General features: G+C 50.1%; 21 protein-coding genes. 18 read left to right on the top strand and 3 right to left on the bottom strand.

Features of this window, described 5'->3' with window-relative positions; genetic code table 11:
- Positions 1 to 154 precede the first annotated feature (154 nt).
- The 14 genes from IEX81_RS01415 to IEX81_RS01355 all read left to right on the top strand — a co-directional run bounded on the left by IEX81_RS01415 (position 155) and on the right by IEX81_RS01355 (position 11,937).
- On the top strand, positions 155 to 1,348 hold the full coding sequence (locus IEX81_RS01415) for an ATP phosphoribosyltransferase regulatory subunit (protein ID WP_188801108.1): 1,194 nt from the start codon (positions 155 to 157) through the stop codon (positions 1,346 to 1,348).
- Positions 1,348 to 1,998, top strand: coding sequence for an ATP phosphoribosyltransferase (gene hisG, locus IEX81_RS01410; protein ID WP_188801106.1), 651 nt, complete (start codon positions 1,348 to 1,350; stop codon positions 1,996 to 1,998). The genes IEX81_RS01415 and hisG overlap by 1 nt, the downstream gene beginning before the upstream one ends.
- Positions 1,985 to 3,268, top strand: coding sequence for a histidinol dehydrogenase (gene hisD / locus IEX81_RS01405; protein WP_188801104.1), 1,284 nt, complete (start codon positions 1,985 to 1,987; stop codon positions 3,266 to 3,268). The genes hisG and hisD overlap by 14 nt, the downstream gene beginning before the upstream one ends.
- On the top strand, positions 3,261 to 3,854 hold the full coding sequence (gene hisB, locus IEX81_RS01400) for an imidazoleglycerol-phosphate dehydratase HisB (RefSeq protein ID WP_188801102.1): 594 nt from the start codon (positions 3,261 to 3,263) through the stop codon (positions 3,852 to 3,854). Before hisD ends, hisB begins: the two co-directional genes overlap by 8 nt.
- The gene (hisH, locus tag IEX81_RS01395) at positions 3,851 to 4,543 is read left to right on the top strand and encodes an imidazole glycerol phosphate synthase subunit HisH (protein WP_188801100.1); all 693 of its coding nucleotides are present in this window, start codon (positions 3,851 to 3,853) and stop codon (positions 4,541 to 4,543) included. Before hisB ends, hisH begins: the two co-directional genes overlap by 4 nt.
- Positions 4,540 to 5,283: a 1-(5-phosphoribosyl)-5-[(5-phosphoribosylamino)methylideneamino]imidazole-4-carboxamide isomerase gene (hisA, locus tag IEX81_RS01390; RefSeq protein WP_229727436.1), complete on the top strand. Its 744-nt coding sequence runs from the start codon at positions 4,540 to 4,542 to the stop codon at positions 5,281 to 5,283. Before hisH ends, hisA begins: the two co-directional genes overlap by 4 nt.
- Positions 5,273 to 6,031, top strand: coding sequence for an imidazole glycerol phosphate synthase subunit HisF (hisF, locus tag IEX81_RS01385; RefSeq protein ID WP_188801096.1), 759 nt, complete (start codon positions 5,273 to 5,275; stop codon positions 6,029 to 6,031). Before hisA ends, hisF begins: the two co-directional genes overlap by 11 nt.
- Positions 6,028 to 6,699 (top strand): bifunctional phosphoribosyl-AMP cyclohydrolase/phosphoribosyl-ATP diphosphatase HisIE, encoded by a 672-nt coding sequence (hisIE, locus tag IEX81_RS01380; RefSeq protein ID WP_188801094.1) that lies wholly within the window; start codon positions 6,028 to 6,030, stop codon positions 6,697 to 6,699. Before hisF ends, hisIE begins: the two co-directional genes overlap by 4 nt.
- 482 nt (positions 6,700 to 7,181) lie before the next feature.
- Positions 7,182 to 7,871 (top strand): DUF2953 domain-containing protein, encoded by a 690-nt coding sequence (locus IEX81_RS01375; protein WP_188801092.1) that lies wholly within the window; start codon positions 7,182 to 7,184, stop codon positions 7,869 to 7,871.
- A complete protein-coding gene (ytfJ, locus tag IEX81_RS01370) occupies positions 7,777 to 8,271 on the top strand; it encodes a GerW family sporulation protein (protein WP_188801090.1) in 495 nt (164 codons plus the stop codon). The genes IEX81_RS01375 and ytfJ overlap by 95 nt, the downstream gene beginning before the upstream one ends.
- Before the next feature lie 394 nt (positions 8,272 to 8,665).
- Entirely contained in the window at positions 8,666 to 8,818 is a 153-nt protein-coding gene (locus tag IEX81_RS16535; RefSeq protein ID WP_229727420.1) for a hypothetical protein, read from the top strand.
- Positions 8,819 to 8,842: 24 nt separating this feature from the next.
- Entirely contained in the window at positions 8,843 to 9,808 is a 966-nt protein-coding gene (locus tag IEX81_RS01365; RefSeq protein WP_188801081.1) for a class I SAM-dependent methyltransferase, read from the top strand.
- Positions 9,809 to 9,835: 27 nt separating this feature from the next.
- Positions 9,836 to 11,038: an acetate kinase gene (locus IEX81_RS01360; protein ID WP_188801079.1), complete on the top strand. Its 1,203-nt coding sequence runs from the start codon at positions 9,836 to 9,838 to the stop codon at positions 11,036 to 11,038.
- A 41-nt stretch (positions 11,039 to 11,079) separates the two neighbouring features.
- Positions 11,080 to 11,937 carry a glycosyltransferase family 8 protein gene (locus IEX81_RS01355; protein ID WP_188801078.1) on the top strand — a complete coding sequence of 286 codons (858 nt, stop codon included), beginning with the start codon at positions 11,080 to 11,082 and terminating at the stop codon, positions 11,935 to 11,937.
- 127 nt (positions 11,938 to 12,064) lie between these two features.
- Here the strand turns inward: IEX81_RS01355 and IEX81_RS01350 are convergent, their stop codons facing one another.
- The gene (locus IEX81_RS01350; RefSeq protein ID WP_188801076.1) at positions 12,065 to 13,162 is read right to left on the bottom strand and encodes a M24 family metallopeptidase; all 1,098 of its coding nucleotides are present in this window, start codon (positions 13,160 to 13,162) and stop codon (positions 12,065 to 12,067) included.
- 226 nt (positions 13,163 to 13,388) lie between these two features.
- Between IEX81_RS01350 and IEX81_RS01345 the strand changes: the two genes are divergently transcribed.
- From IEX81_RS01345 to IEX81_RS01335, 3 genes are all read left to right on the top strand, one after another.
- Positions 13,389 to 14,072 (top strand): metal-dependent hydrolase, encoded by a 684-nt coding sequence (locus IEX81_RS01345; protein WP_188801073.1) that lies wholly within the window; start codon positions 13,389 to 13,391, stop codon positions 14,070 to 14,072.
- Between the two features lie 33 nt (positions 14,073 to 14,105).
- Positions 14,106 to 15,419 (top strand): DRTGG domain-containing protein, encoded by a 1,314-nt coding sequence (locus tag IEX81_RS01340; RefSeq protein ID WP_188801071.1) that lies wholly within the window; start codon positions 14,106 to 14,108, stop codon positions 15,417 to 15,419.
- Positions 15,420 to 15,507: 88 nt separating this feature from the next.
- A complete protein-coding gene (locus IEX81_RS01335; protein ID WP_188801426.1) occupies positions 15,508 to 16,437 on the top strand; it encodes a DHH family phosphoesterase in 930 nt (309 codons plus the stop codon).
- Positions 16,438 to 16,512: 75 nt separating this feature from the next.
- On the opposite strand, the gene ytrI is transcribed toward IEX81_RS01335, so the two are convergent.
- Together ytrI and IEX81_RS01325 are read right to left on the bottom strand one after the other, a co-directional pair.
- Positions 16,513 to 17,019: a sporulation membrane protein YtrI gene (gene ytrI, locus IEX81_RS01330; RefSeq protein WP_188801061.1), complete on the bottom strand. Its 507-nt coding sequence runs from the start codon at positions 17,017 to 17,019 to the stop codon at positions 16,513 to 16,515.
- Complete coding sequence (locus IEX81_RS01325; RefSeq protein WP_188801059.1) at positions 17,019 to 17,342, bottom strand: YtrH family sporulation protein; 324 nt, start codon at positions 17,340 to 17,342, stop codon at positions 17,019 to 17,021. Before IEX81_RS01325 ends, ytrI begins: the two co-directional genes overlap by 1 nt.
- Before the next feature lie 160 nt (positions 17,343 to 17,502).
- Here IEX81_RS01325 and dnaE point away from each other — a divergent pair, with 160 nt between their 5' ends.
- Complete coding sequence (gene dnaE, locus IEX81_RS01320; protein ID WP_188801057.1) at positions 17,503 to 20,901, top strand: DNA polymerase III subunit alpha; 3,399 nt, start codon at positions 17,503 to 17,505, stop codon at positions 20,899 to 20,901.
- Positions 20,902 to 20,952: the final 51 nt, after the last annotated feature.

Here is a 20,952-nt window from a genome sequence, read left to right as displayed (position 1 = left end):
TGAAGTAAAGCGAAGCGCAAAAATCAGCAGGTTATTCACAACACGCGGTTGAAATGTTGTCTGCTCAACTTAAAAGCACGGGGAAGAAAGCCTTCTTTCCCTTGATATGATAAACTAAAAAAAGAGAAAAGCTGCAGAGAAGGGGAACATCTTGATGACACAACCGTTCATGTTTGAAAGGCCGCTCGGTCTGCGGGATACGCTTCCAGAAGCTCAGCGGTCGATCGCCAGGCTGAAATCCATTTTCCGTCAGGAACTGCAGCGCTGGGGCTATGATTTTATAAAAACCCCTGCGCTGGAGTACGCCGAAACAATCGGACGCGCTTCGGCCATTGAAGACAGCCAGCTGTTCAAGTTCCTAGATGCTGAAGGGCATCCGGTCGTGCTCCGGCCGGATATGACCACGCCGATTGCGCGGATTGCGGCTTCAAGCCTGAGAAAACAGCCGCTTCCGCTTCGGCTGGCCTATACGGCGGCGCTGTACAGGAGCCAAAGAAAGGAAGGCGGGCATCCGAGCGAGTTCGAGCAGGCCGGGGCAGAACTGATCGGCGATGGGACGCCTTACGCAGACGTGGAAGTCATCTCGTTGATGATAACGCTGCTTGAGAAGACCGGACTTCGTTCGATTCGGCTCGCAGTCGGGCATGTCGGGTTTGTGAACGCCTTTTTCTATGATATTGTGAAAGATAAGGAAACAGTAAAGCAGCTGCGCAATCTGCTTTATAATAAAAATGATGTCGGTTTCCATGAATATGTCGCTTCGCTTCGTTTGTCCAATCATTCGGCGGACAGACTGAACACATTTATTGACTCAAGAAGGATGGATAATGAAAAAACGCTTGATTTTCTGAAGGATCTGACATCCGGATCGTCAATTCCCGTGCATTCGTACTATCATCATATTGTTGAACTCATCCAGCTGCTGAAGATCGATCACCTGGAAGGCAATATTGATCTGGACATCACGCTGATGCCGCATCTCAGCTATTATACAGGCTTTGTTTTTCAAGGCTTCGGCGGAGGGCTTGGTTTCCCGGTGGCGAGCGGCGGACGCTATGATGATTTACTCGCACAGTTTCACCGGCCGTGTCCGGCAACCGGTTTCGGCATCCGGCTTGACAGGCTGATGAGCGCGGCAGGTGCGGACCCGGTAGAGCAGCGGAAAAAGGCGATCATCTATGACCGGGAGAACGCGGGGAAAGCGATGCAGTTTGCCGCACGGGAAAGGGAAAAAGGGCAAGCGGTGGTTTTGCAGCACGCGGACGGCATCGATGACATCGAGGCCTTCTCGCAACAATTTGAAACGATTAAACGCTTTTTGAAATCAGAGGAAACGGAGACAGAATGATGAGTGGATCGGTTATTACGGTGGCGATGCCGAAGGGCCGGATTTTCGGCGACGCGTGCCGCCTTCTGAGAGATGCAGGATTTTCACTGCCCGTCACGTTTGAAACGACTCGAAAACTGATTTTGGATCTGGATACTGCACCGTTTCGTTTTATTCTCGCCAAACCGGTAGACGTCCCGACTTATGTCGAATACGGCGCTGCGGATATAGGGATTGCCGGAAAAGATGTTTTGCTTGAGAGCGGGCGGGACGTTTATGAGATGGTTGATCTCGGAATCAGCAGATGCCACATGGCTGTAGCGGGGCTGCCCGGTCACCGCAGCAAAAATCCCTATCTGAAGATCGCAACAAAATATCCGAACATCGCATCCGATTTTTACAGACGGCGCGGCGAACAAATTGATCTGATTGCGCTGAACGGTTCCATTGAACTGGCCCCCATCGTCGGTCTGGCGGATGCCATTGTCGATATCGTATCCACCGGAACGACACTCAGGGAGAACGGACTGGTTGAATTCGACCGGTTGATGGATATCAGCTCGCGGCTGATCGTCAATCCGGTCAGCTATCGCTTGAAAAAGCCGGTCATTGACGAGATTGTGGAGAAAATGATCCGGGCCACGGAGGGGACTAAAGTTGGAATGGATTGAAAACGGGGATTTAAGTTTTTTGAAGAAACGGAAGGTTGAAGCTAAAGAAGCGGCTCAGCAATCTGTCCGTGAAATCATTGCGCGGGTCAGGGATGAAGGAGACAAGGCGCTGAAAGATTATACAAAACAATTTGACGGGGTAGAACTGGGGGAACTGCGTGTTCCGAATGAAGCGATCGCCGCGGCTTATCGCCATGTCCCTGAAAAGGTGATTCAAGCCATCCGCCAGGCGGCAGAAAATATCCGGGCCTTCCATGAAAAACAAAAGCCCTCATCGTGGACAGAAACAGTTGAACATGGCGTCGTGCTCGGCCAGAAGGTCACGCCACTGGACTCTGTCGGCGTCTATGTTCCCGGCGGAACGGCAAGCTATCCTTCGTCAGTTCTGATGGGTGCCGTCCCGGCTCTGGTTGCCGGAGTCGGGCGTGTTGTTCTTATCTCCCCGCCTCAGAAAAACGGTCTGATCGCTTACGGCGTACTCGTCGCCGCACATGAGATCGGCATTAAAGAAATTTATCAGGCAGGCGGGGCGCAGGCGATCGCGGCACTTGCCTATGGAACGGAGACGATTCGTCCGGTTGACAAAATCGTTGGCCCGGGCAATCTTTATGTCATGCTTGCAAAGAAGCAGGTATTCGGCGATGTGGCGATCGACAGTCTGGCCGGGCCAAGCGAGATCGCGGTTCTGGCTGATGAAACAGCGCATCCGGAATGGGTGGCTGCCGACCTGCTCTCTCAGGCTGAACACGATAAAATGTCCATGCCGGTACTCGTCACGACGTCCCGGTCGCTTGCTGAAAAAGTCGATCAGGAAGTCGAGCGTCAGCTTCCGGCGCTGCCGCGCCATGAAATTGCCGGGCCGTCCATTGAAACCGTCGGGAAGATTGTTCTAGCGGCCAATCTTAAAGACGCAGCTGAAATCGTCAATCAAATCGCCCCCGAACATCTTGAACTGGCGATCGCCGATCCTGAGTCTGTTCTGCCGCTGATCCGTCATGCGGGTGCTATTTTTCTCGGAATGTACAGCTCGGAGCCGGTCGGCGATTACTTTGCGGGACCGAACCATATTATTCCGACGAATGGATCGGCACGCTATGCGAGCCCTCTCGGTGTTGAAAGCTTCGTCAAACGCTCGAGCCTGATCCGGTATACGGATGAAGCGCTGGAAGCGAACGGTTCAGCGATCGCTGATTTTGCGCGGTTTGAAGGACTGGAGGGACACGCCCAGGCGGTAGAAAAGCGCATGAAAGGAGCCACCGTACATGAATAAACGGACAGGCACAGTGGAACGCAACACTTTTGAAACACAGATCAAACTGCACTTTGCGATCGACGGCAGCGGCGAGTCCCACTTAGAGACCGGAGTGCCCTTCCTGACCCATATGCTGACACTCTTCACGAAGCACGGTTTGTTCAGCCTCGACATTGAAGCGCATGGGGACACGGATGTAGACGATCATCACACGACGGAAGATATTGCGATCTGTCTCGGACAGGCGATCCGCCAGGCCCTGGGCGATAAAAAAGGCATTAACCGATATGGATATGCCGTCGTTCCTATGGACGAAGCTCTTTCAGAAGTGGCCGTTGACCTCAGCGACCGTCCGTATTTTGTTTTTCACGGTAATCTTCCCGCTCAAAAAGTCGGTACGTTTGATACAGAACTGGTTACCGAATTTCTTGATAAACTTTCTATTGAAGCGCGTATGAATCTTCACGTGACGGTTCGATATGGAGAAAATACGCATCACATGATCGAATCGATTTTTAAAGCGCTCGGACGCGCCCTTGACGCGGCATCAGTCCAAAATCCAAGGATTCAGGGGGTCCTGTCGACGAAAGGAACGTTGGGATGATCGGAATTGTGGATTACGGCATGGGCAACTTATACAGCCTCAGCCAGGCGCTGAAGAGGCTGGATCAGGATTTTGTGATCAGTGATCATTCAAGTGAGCTTGCCGGAACGGACGGACTGATTCTCCCCGGCGTCGGCGCGTTCAAGGATGCGATGGCCCTGCTGAACGAAAAGGGACTTTCTGCTTTTTTAACCCGATATGTACAGGAAAAACCACTGCTCGGAATCTGCCTCGGTATGCAGCTTTTGTTCGAAGAAAGCGAAGAGGGCAGTCTGACTAAAGGCCTTGCTTTTCTTTCGGGACGCGTCGCACGCTTCAGCGGGATTTCTCAGGTTACCGGAGAGCGCTATAAAGTCCCCCATATGGGCTGGAATACACTTGAATTCAAACAACCGGATTCCCCACTGCTTAATGCGCTGGAACCGGATTACGCCTATTTCGTTCATTCCTATTACGCTGAAACGAAAGATTCGTCGATTCTGATCGCGACAGCGGACTACCATGAACAGGTTCCTGCCGTTGTCGGCAGCGGGCATATTTTCGGTACGCAGTTTCATCCGGAAAAAAGCGGGGTGTTCGGACAGGCGCTTTTGAAAAATTATCTTGACTTTGTAAAACGGATGCCGCAGGCCAAAGCTGCCGTTTCCCGGGCAGCAGCATCGCTGTCGTCAGGCGAGGAGGAAAAATAATCATGTTTACGATCTATCCGGCAATTGACCTTCTGGACGGAAAATGTGTCCGGCTGCTTCAGGGCGACTATGATCAGTCAACGGTGTACGGCGATTCGCCCGTCAGCATGGCAAAAACGTTTTACGAACAGGGAGCGGAATGGCTCCACATCGTTGATCTTGATGGAGCCCGGGAAGGGCGTCCGGTGAACCGTCACGCGATCGGACAAATTGCCGCCGAAGTGCCGATACATATTGAGGTTGGCGGCGGGATCCGCAATATGGAAACGGTTGAACGCTATCTGGATCAGGGAATTGAAAGAGTGATTCTCGGCAGTTCGGCGATAGCGAACCCTGAATTTGTCCGGCTGGCCCTTAGCCGCTATCCGGATTCTATTGCAATCGGGCTTGATGTTAAACAGGGAAAAGTGGCTGTAAAAGGCTGGCTGGAGGTTTCCGAACTGAGCGCGGCCGATCTGGCGAAACAGCTGATTGGGTTCGGTGCCCGTCACTTCATCTATACCGATATTTCAAGAGATGGGGCTTTGAAAGGCGCAAACCGGGATGGCGCCGGAAAACTGGCAGCTGAAATCGGGATGCCGGTTGTCGTTTCCGGAGGTGTTTCCAATACGGAAGAATTGGCGGCCATGGCGGAAATGGGATCCGATCGAATCAGCGGCGCGATCATCGGAAAAGCGATTTACACGAAGCAGATTTCACTCAGAGAAGCTTTAAAGGTGGTGGGCGCGTATGCTGGCTAAACGAATCATTCCCTGCCTTGACGTAAAAGACGGACGTGTCGTTAAAGGCAAACAGTTCATTCAGTTGCGCGATGCCGGCGATCCGGTCGAACTGGCGATGTACTATAATGGTCAGGGTGCGGATGAACTCGTTTTTCTTGATATTTCCGCGTCGAATGAAGGCAGAAACACGATGGTCGATGTCGTAAAGGCGGTAGCCGCCAAACTGGCTATTCCCTTTACAGTGGGCGGCGGCATTCACTCGCTGGAAAATATTAAGGCGCTGCTCAGAGCGGGTGCGGACAAGGTGTCTCTGAACAGTTCAGCGGTTGAAAATCCCGGTCTGATCACAGCCGGGGCGGATTTTTTCGGCTGCCAGTGCATCGTCTGCGCCATCGATGCGAAGTTTGATCCTGAAACCTCTTCATACAGAGTGTATACGCACGGCGGACAGAAACAAACCGATCTTGATGCCATAGAGTGGGCTAAAAAAGCTGTTTCGCTCGGGGCCGGTGAGATTCTGCTGACCAGTATGGATCAGGACGGAGAAAAGAGCGGCTTTGAACTGAATCTGACACGTAAAATCAGTGAGGCCGTCGATGTGCCGGTCATTGCCTCCGGCGGAGCCGGAAAAGCGTCCGACTTTTTTGATGCTTTCAGTGCCGGAAAAGCAGATGCCGCACTGGCTGCTTCGATTTTTCACTATAAAGAGACGTCGGTTGCGCAAGTTAAAACATATTTGAAACAAAAAGGAGTGGCCATCCGATGAATGCGGAAGATATCAAATTTGATGAAAAAGGACTTGTCCCGGTCATAGTGCAGGATGCACAGAGCAAAGAGATATTAACACTTGCCTTTATGAATAAAGAATCGCTTAAAAAGTCGCTTGAAACAGGTGAAACATGGTTTTTCAGCAGATCAAGGCAGAAACTGTGGCACAAGGGAGAAACGTCGGGCAATACTCAGGAAATCGTCGACTGGGCTGTGGACTGCGACTCCGATGCACTGATTGTCAAAGTCAATCCCGCGGGTCCCGCGTGCCATACCGGGAGGTACAGCTGTTTCAGAACGGAGGGGAGCGACAAGCAGGAAGCCGTGAAAAGCGGAAACGACCGTTACGGTATTCTTGCCGAACTGGAACATGTGATTGCAGAACGCGAAGCCGAGCGTCCGGAGGGCACCTACACGACGTATTTGTTCAATGAAGGCATTGACAAGATCCTGAAAAAAATCGGTGAAGAGACGTCCGAGGTGATCATCGCCGCCAAAAACCGTTCCGTCGATGAACTGGAATGGGAAGTGTCCGATGTCATTTACCATACACTGGTCATGCTTCGTGAGCAGAAGATCGGTTTTGACCGCGTGCTGCGTGTACTTGAAAAACGCCACCGTGAAAAAAGCGAATTTCAGCGTGAAAAAGCCAAAAAAATGAATTGAATACATATTAAAGTCTGTTCAAAAAGAAGGACAAAAAGGACCAAGGTCAGGCAAAGCGCCACGTCCTATGGCATGCCTGACACCAGCCCGTCCTGGGCGTTGAAGGTCAAGGAAACGAAGCTTTGCGCTACCTGCGCGTACTTTCACAGGATGTGATGACTTCAACGTTGCGTACAGGACGTGCGCGTTCTTAGTTGAAGTTCCTCTGTTAATACGTAAGGAGTGGAAAAGCGCGTTGACGTAGAACTTCCACAGGATGTGGTGACTTCTGCGTTGTGCACAGGACGTGCACGTTATTAGCAGAAGGTCTTTTCTTAGCTTTTCCCGGACTTTTTGAACACTCTCTATTAAAGGCAGGGAAATCTTCAGCGGATTCCCTGCCTTTTTTCTGTTTTTTTAAAGGATAGTTTGTCTGTTGCGGTCAATAATAAGTATAAAACTCATGTACCTTGCCTGCCGCATGGGTCAAAGAGGGAAAACGGATGATGCTGTTACTCGCGATCCTGCTCTGCCTTTTGGCTGTCTTTTCCATATGTATCATGGTTTTATTAAAGAGCACCCTGTCCGTCCGGGTTACCATCCTGATCAGTACAGACCGCATGGAAACAGAGATCGCCCTCTTTTTCTGGAAAAAGGAATTGGGATCGTTCAAAATCAATGAAAAAAAGCTCAAGGCGCTGATCAAGGAGCGGGCTCCGGATAGATCCGGCAAAGACGTCCGAGATGCGTTTCAGCCTTTTCATGACTTGTATCGGTTATGCCGGCTTGCCGTAAAAGTGATCCGTTCCCTTAATCTTTCAGAAAAAGTGTGTCTCAACGATTTTTCCTGGAAGACTTCCTGCGGACTTGGGGAGGCACGGGCAACAGCGATGACTTGCGGGATCATCTGGTCGGTGAAATACTCCGTCATGCCTTTGATTGGAAATATGATGAGCGACCGTCCTCTGATTGAAGTGGCTCCTCTATTTCAGGAAAAAGTTTTTACTACCCGATTATCATGCATGATTACGGTCAAGACGGGGGAAGCTATGCTCATCATGCGGCAGATAAAGCGGCAGGTGAAAGAGGGAGAGTGCAATGGCGGATCATCCCATTCAGGGTTTGATGAAAACAGCGCTGGAAAATCTTCAGTCCATGATCGACGTCGGAACGATTATCGGCGATCCGATTGAGACAGACGACGGACATATGATTGTGACGATCTCCAAGGTCGGTTTCGGATTTGTGGCCGGCGGGAGTGAATTCACTGTAAAAAATGAAAATCCTGATGAGGAGCAGGGGGAGGAAACGGAAGCCTACCTGCCGTTTGGCGGCGGAACGGGCGGCGGCGTCTCCATTACTCCGATTGCTTTTCTGATTGTCGGCCCGGCAGGAGTCAAAACCATTCATTTGGATAATAACACGCACCTGTATGAAAGGCTCATCGATCTGGCTCCGCAGACCGTGGAAAGGGTAAAAGAAATTCTTGAGAAGGCGGGCGGCGGATCGGAAGACGACAGCGAACGCAGGCAGCAAAGGAATATGAAAAAAAGACGGCGGAGCAATGATTGGACGGATGATGTTGATTTTTAAACGAACTGCTTAAGAAGCCTAATGACTAAACCTGTTTCCCGACCCTATTCTGAGGTCGGTTTTTTTACGCTATAGGAAAGTATAAAAATTTTAAGGATCAGTGTAAGCGACCGAACAGATCGCCGCGTCCTGCGGCATGTTCGGCATTAGGCCGTCCTGGCCCCCGCAACTAAGCCTCTGGCTTTGCCTAAAGGCAAGTTTTCTTTAGCGGGTGAATCCGGGCTCAAAACGAAACTCATCCGGCTTTTTTTCGTAAATCAATCATGCATCAGCAGATGAACCGGAGTCGTCCGATAATCTCGTTCCGCCTTCGTTCCCGACCCGCTCTTACTTGCGTTCCGGTTGCTCTGCCGCTAAAATTAATCTATAGTAAGAACAGGAGTGATTCGAAAATATGGAAAGCGTGGCATTTGTCGATGATCCGGCAAAGTTTTTCGAAAAACAGGTAAACAAACGGAACCCCGCACCAAATGAGTCTGCTTCGGATCGCAGCAGCAGAAGCGAAATAAAAGAGGAATTCGGGTTCGTTATGTTTATTATGTTGTAAGCGCTTTATTATGGGGGAAAGAATTTGCAAACAACGATGGTAAGCGAACTGTTCTCAGTTCTTGATCAATCTGCCCGGCTGATCGAGGAACATCGTCACAAAAGCTATCTCGAAGCACTCTGCACGGCCGGTGAAATGATATTCGCCGGAACCGTTAAGGACGAAGAGCTGAAAAGCAAACTTGAGCCGCTCTGTACGGATTTTTATCGCGAGGGTATGACTGCGGAAGAGATTCGCCGCGCCTTTCAGCTTGCCGTACTTAAAGGGATGAAAATTGCACCGCAGCCGGGCCACGAAATGACACCCGACAGTCTGGTTATTTTAATGGGACACGTTGTCGCGCTTTTGGCCGGAGAACGGCCGTTTTCGATTCTGGATCCCGCAGTCGGTACGGCGAATCTTTTGACCGGTGTGATGAATCAGGCGGAAACGGATCATATTGCGGCTTACGGAGCAGATACGGATGATTTGCTCCTAAAACTAGCCGTTACAAGCGCCAATCTGCAGCAAAAAGAAATTCATTTTTTTCATCAGGACGGACTCAGGCCCATCTATTCCGGGCCGGTTGATTTTGCGGTCTGCGATGTTCCGGTCGGGATCTATCCGGACACGCAAATGGCAAAGTCATTTGAACTGAATGTGATTAACGGGAAGGCGCTCACACCATTTCTTTTTATCGAAAAAGGCCTGATGCAGTTGAAGGAATCCGGTTATCTTCTCTATTTAATTCCCAATCAACTATTCTCTGAAGACAAGGAACGCCATTTTCATCGTTTCATTCAGAAAAATGCGGCCATCCTGGCACTTCTGCAGCTGCCGCCCTCGCTTTTCAAAAATGCGGACACAGCGAAGAGCATCATGCTATTACAGAAAAAAGGCGAAGGCATAACTGTCCCGAAACAGACGCTTCTTGCTGAAATGCCGGACTTCTCAAATAAACACAAAATGCAGGATTTCATGACGCAGATGGATCGTTGGTTTGCGCGCTGATCTTAAGATGACCAGGAGGTGAAGAACATGGCATTAATTCTTGCAATCAATGCAGGCAGTTCATCACTGAAATTTCAGATTCTCGACATGCCTGATGAAAGATTAGTGACGAAAGGTTCCGTGGAAAGAATCGGTTTGCCGGATTCAATTTTTTCGATCAGTGTAAAGGGGGAAAAGAAACAGGAAATTTTCTCGATTCCCGATCATGAGGAAGCCGTGCGCGAACTGCTTAAAAAACTGACTTCACTGCGGATCATTCAATCATTATCGGAGATTGAGGGAGTCGGGCACCGTGTGCTCCACGGAGGTGAATCCTTTGATGATTCCGTACTGATAACGGATGAAGTCATCAAGAAAATCGAAGGCCTTTCCGAGCTGGCTCCGCTGCATATTCCGGCCAATCTGGTAGGGATCAAAGCTTTTCGGGAAGTCCTTCCCGAAGTACCGGAAGTCGCGGTGTTCGATACGGTGTTCCATCAAACCATGGAAAGTGAAACCTATCTCTATAGCCTTCCCTATGAGTATTACAAGGATTACGGCATCCGAAAATACGGATTTCACGGAATGAGTCATCAGTATGTGACGCTTCGGGCGGCGGAAATGCTGGGACGTCCCATTGAAGAACTTAAGCTGATTTCCTGCCATCTGGGCAATGGCTCCAGTATTACCGCTGTTAAAGAGGGGAAGTCGATCGACACATCGATGGGTTTTACTCCCCTTGCCGGACTGACCATGGGAACACGTTCGGGTGATATTGATCCCGCTCTGATCCCCTATATTATGGAGAAGACAGGGATGAACGCCAGCGAGGTCATTAATGTTCTGAATAAAAAAAGCGGTTTACTTGGCATTTCCGGTTTTTCCAGCGACTTGCGCGATATTGAAAAAGAGGCCAGGAGAGGAAACAAACGGGCCGAGCTTGCCATTGAAGTGTTTGTGGAACGCATTCATAAATACATAGGTACGTATGCGGCCAAAATGTCCGGTCTCGATGCCGTTATTTTCACCGCCGGTATCGGGGAGCATAGCTCGATGATTCGCGGAAGGGTGCTGGAAGGACTGGAATTTATGGGGATTTACTGGGATTCTGAAAGGAATAAAGTGAATGGAAGGGAACAATTCATCAACGCGCCGCATTCCCCGGTTAAGGTGCTTGTTATTCCAACTAATGAAGAGGTCATGATCGCCAGAGACACGGTCCGCCTTTCTGTCCATCATCAGAAAATATAAGGAATGGATACGTATCGGGCTACGGACTGGAGGGACTGTGAATGAATATTCTTGTCACGCTGAACGCCAATTATTTGTATCCGCTAAAAGTCATGCTGAAATCGCTCTTTATCAATAATCCGGAGGAACATTTTTCTATCTACATGATGCACTCTGAAATGGCTGAAAAGCATTTAGCCGATATTAATACTTTTGTCATGAATGAAGGCCATGAATTCACCTCCCTCTATGTCGATCCGATGATCTTTAAAGAGGCGACCGTTCTCAAGCATTTTACGTCGGAAATGTACTATCGCCTGATTGCCTATCTTTATCTGCCGGATTCGGTGGGGCGTGTGCTCTACCTGGATCCGGATGTCGTTTGTCTGAATCCTGTCTCCCGCTTTTATAATAAGCCGTTTGGCGATGCCTTTTTTATCGCTTCGGAGCATGAATATTCGGCGCGGATGGCGAGAACTTTCAATAAAATGCGCCTGAAGATACCGAAGGCAAAGGGGTATTTTAATACCGGGGTGATGCTGATGAATGTGAGCAGGCTGAAAAAGAGCGATCCGGCCGAACGGATTTTTGCTTATATTGAACAGTACAAGCACCGGCTGCTTCTTCCGGATCAAGACGTTTTTAACGCGATCTACTGGAATAGAATCATTCCGGTATGCGGGGCTTATTACAATTATGACGCCAGAGCCTATGATTTAAAAAAATTATTGATGATCAACGGTGATGAGGCCGATCTGAACTGGATACGGGAACACACGGTTTTCATCCATTACTGCGGAAAACAGAAACCGTGGCATAAAACATATAAAGGCGATCTGGGCTTTTTTTTTCACCGATATGCCGGAAAACTATCGCCTGACAGAAACGAAAAGAATTCACTCGCCTGTCTTAGCAAATAAAACACGCTATAAAAAGTATCCCGGAAGCTTTTGCCGGGCGGGATGCATCAAAAAACAGAGCGCCGCAGGTCAATTACTGCGGCGCTCTGTTTCATCTTCATAGACGTGGGCCTGCCTGGGGACAGTCTCATGAAATAATCTGCAGTTCTTTCGGATAATGAGTCAGGGTGACCGGTCCGTCTTCGCTCAGGTAAACATCGTCTTCGATCCGCACACCGCCGACGCCAGGAACATAGATACCCGGTTCAATCGTAAAAACCATCCCTGTTGTCAGCTTGCTGTCATTCGCGGCGCTCATTGACGGCTCCTCATGTTCACCGAGTCCGAGCCCGTGGCCCAGACGATGGGTGAAATAGTCGCCATAGCCGGCGTCCGTGATGATTTGTCTGGCCACGCCGTCCAGATCACCGATGCGCAGGCCCTGCTGCGCCGCCTTAATGGAATCCATATTCGCCTGAAGGCATGTCTGATACATTTTCCGCTGTTCATCCGAAGCATATTTGTAGCAGACCGTACGGGTGATGTCCGAGCAGTATCCGTCAACAACCACTCCGAGATCGAACAGGATAAAGTCGCCTTCTTTAATTTGCCGTGTACTCGGATAGCCGTGCGGGGCGGCACTGTTCTCGCCGGTCAGTACCATCGTGTCGAAAGCCATTTCCGAATAGCCGTGTTTGGCCAGCCCATACTCGATCTCGGCGATAATCGCGCGTTCGGTCCTGCCTTTTTTTATGGCCTTGATTCCGAGTCCGACGGCGTAGTCGGCAATTTCCCCCGCTTTTTTCATCGCGGCGAGCTCGCTCCTATCTTTAATGTTCCGCATGGATGCGAGCAGATTTTCAATCGAAGCAAAGGAGACATCATCATATAGTGTTTTCAGAGCCAATGCTTTGCTATAGGGAAGGGTGCTTGGTTCAAGATATATTTTTCCCGAGACAGATTTTCTGGACTCCAGCGCTGCTCGAACAAAGGTCCACGGGTCCTGATCATCACGGTAGCCGATGACTTCGCGGCCGAATGCCGACGCTTGTGCCTGGCCGACTTCGAGTTCCGGACAGACCATGAAGGGTTCGTGATCCGGGAAAACGAACAGTCCGAGAAAACGTTCATGAGGATTACATTTAAAATGGGTCAAATAATAGACATTGGTCGGATCGGCTATGTAAGCAAAACGGCCGTCATGGTTTCTCAGCCAATTCTCAATTTTATTGATTTTATCTGTCAAAAGGGTCACTCCAGTACAAAAGATAATACCTCTAATGTATCACAAACCGCAGGAGAGCGGATAAAAATTCCTGAACAATTCAAATAACGAAACTTATTTTTTTAAAATCACTAAACCCGTAAATGTGGCGGAAGCGCGGCGCTTTCTTTCGAATCAAGCTGCGGTTAGTGTATAATAAAATAATTAACAGGATAAAAATTCTGCCTGACGGGAAGGGGTCGAACGGATGCGTATAACTTTTATCGGACATTCCACGGTTCTGATTGAAACAGCCAAAGCCAATCTTCTGGTTGATCCGTTTATCACAAGCAACGGTCTGGCAAAGATGTCGATTGAGGACTTGCCTGAAATTGATGCCATTTTATTAACGCACGGACATGGCGATCATGTGGAAGATGTACAGCCGATCGCTGAACGCGACGGATCTCTGGTGATCGCAGTTGCCGAACTCGCGACTTATTTCGGATGGAAAGGGCTGAAGACACACGGCATGTCGATCGGCGGGGGTTTTGATTTTCCTTTCGGGCGTGTGAAACTGACGCAGGCCTTTCACGGTTCAAGTGTTACCGAATCTGAAAATCGCCGAATTGTATACACGGGCATGCCTGCCGGACTGCTTCTTTATTTAGAAGGAAAAACGATCTACCACGCAGGGGACACGGCCCTTTTCTCAGACATGAAACTGATCGGAGAACAAAACAAAATCGATCTTGCTTTTCTGCCAATCGGCGACAACTTCACCATGGGTCCGGATGACGCGCAGCTTGCGGCGCAGTGGATCAAAGCAGGAAAAGTCGTCCCGATCCACTATAATACATTCCCTGTGATCAGGCAGGATGCACGTCAATTTGCTGACCGGCTGGGAGACCGGGCGCTCGTACTGGCTCCCGGACAGTCCATCGAGTTATAAATCGTTCGTTTCCCGGAAAGTTTGGTGAGTGATATGGAGACAAAGCATGAGCAGATCCTGAATTACATACAGGGTCTTGAAATCGGCAGCAAAATATCTGTCCGTCAGATCGCGAAAATACTTCAGGTCAGCGAAGGAACGGCCTATCGCGCGATTAAGGATGCGGAAATTCAGGGGCTTGTGAGTACCGTAGAGCGCGTGGGAACCCTCCGGATTAAGAAAAAAGATAAGGCAAGCATCGAAAAACTGACCTTTGAATCCATTGTCGGAATTGTTGACGGACAGGTTCTGGGAGGAAGAGGCGGCCTTTCTCGAACATTGAATCACTTTATTATCGGCGCGATGGAACTGGATGCGATTAAACGCTATATTGATGCGAACGACCTGATGATCGTTGGAAACCGCGAGTCCGTTCACCGGTATGCGCTGAAAGAAGGGGCGGCCGTACTGGTTACCGGCGGATTCGATACGAGCGAAGACGTCCGGCTGCTTGCGGATCGCATGAACCTGCCGGTTATTTCAACCTCATACGACACGTTTACTGTGGCCGCCAAGATCAACCGCGCGATCTATGATCAGCTGATCAAGAAAGAGATTGTGCATGTCTCCGATATTCTGATCCCGTTCTCTGAAACACAGTTTCTGTTCGGCAAAGACTCCCCCGATCGCTGGCACGAGCTGAACCGGGAAACCGCGCACAGCCGTTTTCCGGTTGTTGATCGAAAAATGAAGGTCGTCGGCATTGTCACGATGAAAGATGTCATGGGGCATGAAGGGGCCGGCACCATCGACGAAGTGATGACACCGCGTCCGATTGTGGTCAAACCGTCGACTTCTGTCGCGGCCGCGGCACACCGGATGATCTGGGAAGGTATTGAATGCCTGCCGGTCATTGATGAAAATCAAACACTTTTGGGCATTATAACTCGCAGCGATGTGATGAAGTCGCTGCAGATGATTCAGCAGCAGCCGCAGATGGGGGAAACCATTGAGGATGTCGTTTCATCAGGGCTCGCCGATCAGTCGGCCGGGGAAAATTATGCTTTTCAGTTTACTGTTAAACCTCAGATGACTGACTATCTCGGCTCTCTCGCATACGGCGTCATGACGTCGATGATCACAACGGTCGGGCGGCGTGTACTGAATCATGTCAGAAAGGGCGATCTGGTCGTTGAGAATCTGAGCTTTTATTTTTTTAAACCGGTACAGATTGAGCAGACTGTGGTGATTCGCCCGAAAATACTGGAAACAACGCGTCGCAACGGGAAACTGGATATTGAATTATTTGTTGAAAATCAGCTGTGCGGAAAAGCGTTGCTGACCGCCCAATTCATCGACCGTTTCTGAAGAGCAAACTGAAGGGTGCAGGATGGTCAGGCGTTCATTCACTACATAAAAATTTTTTTTATCCGGTACCAATGGAGGGACTCGTGTGATTATTGATCAGATACTCGAATGGATTCAAAAATATGAGACGATTATCATTCATCGCCATGTCAGGCCGGATCCGGACGCGCTCGGGTCACAGGGCGGACTGGCCTGCCTGATTCGCGATAATTTTCCTGAAAAGAAGGTGTATACGGTAGGCGAGATGACGGATTCCCTTCGCTTCCTCCTGCCGATGGACACGCCGGATGATGCTGTTTACGCCAACGCACTGGTCATCGTATGCGACACGGCCAACCGTGAAAGGATATCCGACACGCGGTTCGGCAAAGGCGCCCGCCTGATTAAAATTGATCATCATCCTGTGGTTGATTCCTACGGCGATCCTGAATGGGTGAAGACCTCCGCGAGTTCGACCAGTGAAATGATCACGTCGATTTACGGGACTCATCCGGAGCTGAAAATGACGGAATCGGCGGCAAGGCTCCTGTTCGCCGGAATTGTCGGCGACACGGGCCGCTTTCAGTTCAGCAATGTGACTTCTGAAACGTTTCTTGCCGCCGCCGCGCTCGTGAAACACCCTTTCGACCGCCAGGCCTTCTTTAATAACTTGTACAAGCGGAGTCTCTCTCTTGCCAGGCTGAACGGGTATGTCCTTCAACATTTCACCTTGACTGAAGAAGGTGTCGGATTTATCAAACTTCCTCTCGATCTGGTCCGATCCTTTAACCTTGAATCCTCGGATGCCTCGATGCTGGTCAATTGTTTTTCGGATGTCGAACATTTGAAGGCATGGGTCCTTTTCTCTGAGGAAGAGGATCTTATCCGGGTTCGTCTCCGTTCTAAAGGTCCGGTTATCAATCGTCTTGCTGAAGTTTATCACGGCGGCGGACATCCGCTCGCTGCGGGAGCCACAGTACACGGTTGGGAAGAAGCAGACCGCCTGATCTCTGATCTGCAGGCCATTTGCCGGCAATAACGCTCCCGGAATCGATAAAGAATATTTATTGGAAAGTCTGAAACGGAAGTTCGCTTCAGGCTTCTTTTTTCAGCTTTAACGGCTGTTGTCCTTTTTTTCGGAAACCTCGAGCAGGAGCGTCAATTTGGAGAAAATGACCATGCTTTTTACATGAAAACGGTAGGTAATCTCTGCGGCGGTAAAAGGTTTTCGTTCGATCGCTTTTTCGATCAGCTGCTGGTTGTCCGCGACAGATTCGATGCTGTGATTGATGACGGAATTCAGCTCATCGGCCACGGCCTGTTCGAGTTCAGTGCGGGCTGCCTTTTCCAGACTGGCGTCGGCGATCGTAACATCAATTTCCTGAACCGTCATCTTTTTTTCAAGCTGCTCATTTTTCCGCTCCTCCGCATCAATGAGCGCTTTTTTCTGCTTTTCCAGCATTTGTATTTCTGCACCCTGTTCCCTTATTTTATCGATCTGCCTTTCTTGAGCTGCACCGAAAAGAAAGAGAAAAAAGGAAAAACCAACGAGCACGCCGATGATGCATCCGGCCAGAAACCGCTGCCTGTCCGGCATGCGATGATAGGGTGGAATACGCATCAGCCCGACCTCGTCAGCCACTGAACAATCAGGCTTGCCGAATGGGCTCCGACCATGGCTGAGCCGATGAGCAAGAGATGTTTCAGCACTTCGAAAGGACTGCCGTTGAGAAATCCCCGCTCCAAGTTTTCAATAGTGTCGAATGTACCGCCGATTGCGGTGACAACGGCCCAGATTTTCATCGTGGAAGCCAGCCTGCTCATTTCCGAAAACGGCGGCTGGCTGACAAAAAAAGCACCCATTCCGCCGATGATACATCCGCCGATGATCACACCGAAAGCGATACAGTAATTCATGATCGCCGTCGCGAAAAAAGCGCGCATAGATTTTCTCCTCCTTCGGGAGTTTGCCGCAGATTCAGTTGGCACTTCAACTGTCTTTGTACAGACTATGGGACAGGTCGTGCCGTTATTCCAGTTTTTCATTGAATGCCCGGTATACTATAATGGGTGAAGAGAGTCGGAAGAAAGGGAGAATGACAGCATGCCGTTTGTACACCTCCATGTACACAGTGAATACAGTTTGCTGGATAGCACCTGCCGGATCGAACAGCTCGCCGTTCAGGCCAAAAAAGAAGGGCAGAAGGCGCTGGCTCTGACAGACAGCAATGTACTTTACGGTGTGATTCCGTTTTACCATGCCTGCAAAAAAAACGGTATCCAGCCTGTTATCGGAATGGAACTTTCAGTAGCCGCTGAGCGTAATAACACAGGGGGAGAAAATGGAAGGGGAGCGGATCACGGCTCGCTCATCCTGCTTGCGGAAAGCAATGAAGGGTATGTTCATCTTGTCAAACTGGCCTCGATCGTCCAGTATAAAAAGGATAAAACAGTCAGTATCAGCGAACTTGCAAAATACTCGGCGGGCCTGATTGCTTTATCAGCCGGTCCGGAAGGGCGGATTGACAGGCTGCTTGCCGCCGGGAAGCAGAAAGAGGCGACCCGGTTGGCAGGCCTGTTCGGCGAGATTTTTACCGGGCGTTTTTTTCTGGAGTGCCAGCGTCACGGGCTGGTCGATGAAGATCTGATTGAACACGGCAAGGCTGAAATTGGCCGCGCGCTTTCGCTTCCTCTCGTCGCAACAAACGGGGTCCACTATATGGACAAGGAGGATGCAGAAGCACACGCATGTCTGATGTGCATCCGCAGCGGCGACAGACTGACGGATCATCTCCCCGGGCATCCCGATAACGATTTTAAATCTACAAGAGAGATGGAAGAGCGGTTTGCCGATCTTCCGGAAGCAGTCGCGACGAGCGAACAGATCGCTCTCGGCTGCCGGGTTGATTTTACTTTTGACCGGATGAGGCTTCCGTCCTTTCCAGTGCCTGATGGGCGGAGTTCGGTGCAGCTGCTGCGTGAAAAATGTGCACAGGGGATACGGGAGCGTTTCCGTACGGTCAGCGCCGAGGTCAAAGACAGGCTGGAAAAAGAACTGAAAATCATCGATCGGATGGGATTCAACGATTATTTCCTGATTGTCGGCGACCTGATTGATCATGCGAGAAGATCGGGATTTATGCCCGGTCCCGGCCGTGGATCGGCCGCCGGCTCGCTTGTCGCCTATGCAATGAAGATCACTGAAGTGAATCCCTTGGAATACAACCTTCTTTTTGAACGTTTTTTAAACCCCGAACGTATTACGATGCCGGATATCGATATGGATTTTCCGGATGTCGACCGTGATAAAATGATTGACTATGCCTATGAAAAATATGGAAGGGAGCATGTGGCCCAAATTATCACGTTCGGAACGCTCGCGGCCAAGGCCGCCGTACGCGATGTCGGCCGGACGCTGGGCGGGGACCCGCGCCTTGCGGACCGCCTGGCCCGTCTGATCCCTTCCGCTCCGAAAATGACATTGAAAAAAGCGTATCAGGAATCGGCGAAACTGCGTGATCTGCTCGGCAGCTCGCAGGAAGCCGCTTTTCTTTTCCGTCTGGCCGGGCAGGTGGAAGGATTGCCGAGACACTCTTCGATCCATGCGGCAGGGGTCGTATTCAGTGATAAGCCGCTGACTGACATCGTACCTGTTCAGGAAGGGCATGACGGCATTCCGGTGACACAATATCCTATGGATATTCTTGAATCGCTGGGGCTCCTGAAAATAGACTTTCTCGGACTCAGGAACCTGACATTCATAAGGGAAATCATCCGGCGGGTATCGCTTCAAACCGGAAAGGCGTTTCACATTGAAAGCATTCCACCCGCCGATCCCGCGACTTTTCAGTTGCTCAGCCGCGGCGATACGACAGGCGTTTTTCAGCTTGAATCCGAGGGTATGCGCCGGGTTCTTAGAAAGCTGAAACCGACTGATTTCGAAGATATTGTTGCCGTAGTCGCGCTCTACCGGCCCGGTCCCGTCCAATTTATCGACCGCTATGTGAAAAGAAAGCACGGCGAAGAAGCGGTTCATTATCCCCACCCTGATCTGAAGTCCATTCTCGCGCCGACTTACGGTGTTCTTGTGTATCAGGAACAAATCATGCAGATTGCCGTAAAAATGGCCGGTTATTCGCTCGGACAGGCCGATATACTTCGTCGCGCGGTTTCGAAAAAAAAACGGGAAATGCTTGAGGAGCAGCAAAAAGGTTTTCTGGACGGCTGCAAGAGGAATCATTATCCCGAGGAAACGGCGCGCCAGGTCTTTGATCTGATCGTCCGCTTTGCCAACTATGGATTTAACAGGTCTCATGCGGTGGCCTACAGCATAATATCCTATCGGCTCGCTTATCTGAAAGCTCATTATCCTCAGGAATTTATGTCCTCGCATCTCTCAAGCATTGCCGGCAGCCAGGACAAACTCGCTTCATCTGTCATGGAGATCCGTGAGGCTGGTCTTGCGCTTTATTCTCCGTCGGTCAACCGCAGTCTTGGGACGTTCGAGCCTCTGGGGAACGGTATTCTTTTTGGTTTGTCGGCAATCAAAAATCTTGGCACCGGAGCAATTGATGAAGTCCTCGAACAGCGCAGAAAGCATGGCGCTTATCGTGATTTATATGATTTTTGCCGACGGGTTTCTTCCGGAAAAGTAAACAGGAAAGCCATCGAATCGCTGATTTTTTCCGGTGCGATGGACGAGTTTGGTTCAGATCGCGCCGTTCTTCTGGCTACCCTAGATCAGGCGATGACGGCGGGCGAGGAAGAACGGAAGGGTATTGCCGGCCAGACTTCTTTTTCAATGCCTGAGAACATGCAAAGTGACTACACAGATGTTCCGCCGCTGACCGCGTTTGAAAAATTGCGCTATGAGAAAGAAGTGGTTGGTGTTTATTTGTCCGCTCATCCTCTGGAACGTTTTCGCGACCGGCTCCCTTCGCGGATTGTGACGATCGGCCGCGCGATGCAGCTCGCCGGCGGGGAGTCCGCCTGTCTGGCAGTTATGGTGGAACAACTCAAGCCGGTCCGGACTCAATCCGGCCAATGGATGGCTTTTTTTTCGGTAAGTGATGAATCCGGCCGGGCCGAGGCCATCTGTTTTGCTCCTTACTATGAAAAATTTCAAAATGTATTGCGAAATGACCGGATCGCGATTATTGAGGCAAAACGGTCCGAGAGCAAGAGGCCGGAGGAAGCGAAGCTGAATGTCTATAAAGCCGTAGAATGGAATGATTTTCTTTCCGGGCAGCGGATGGTGCTCTTTTTAAGGATCGACAACGCCCACAATCATCCTGACATTCTTGACCGGCTGAAAACAGAGATTGAGGGACATCCGGGTTCACACCGCATCGTTCTCCACTATGAATCAGACGGACGGACTGTCGGTCTTGCCCCAAATTATGCAGTGTCGACAGAAAAAAAGTTTCTTGACGGGATGCAGAGACTGCTCGGGGAGAAAAATGTTATGATGAAGCCCAGCGGGATTTTTTCTTATACAAAATAAGAAAGTATAAAAAGATTAGCGGAATATAGTCTAAGAAAAACTAAGGAATCG

Origin of the sequence: Sporolactobacillus putidus (assembly GCF_014647035.1) — a bacterium.
In the GTDB taxonomy this organism is placed as follows: domain Bacteria; phylum Bacillota; class Bacilli; order Bacillales; family Sporolactobacillaceae; genus Sporolactobacillus; species Sporolactobacillus putidus.
The sequence above is the reverse complement of the archived record's forward strand: the minus strand, read 5'-3'. Positions and strand labels throughout refer to the sequence as shown.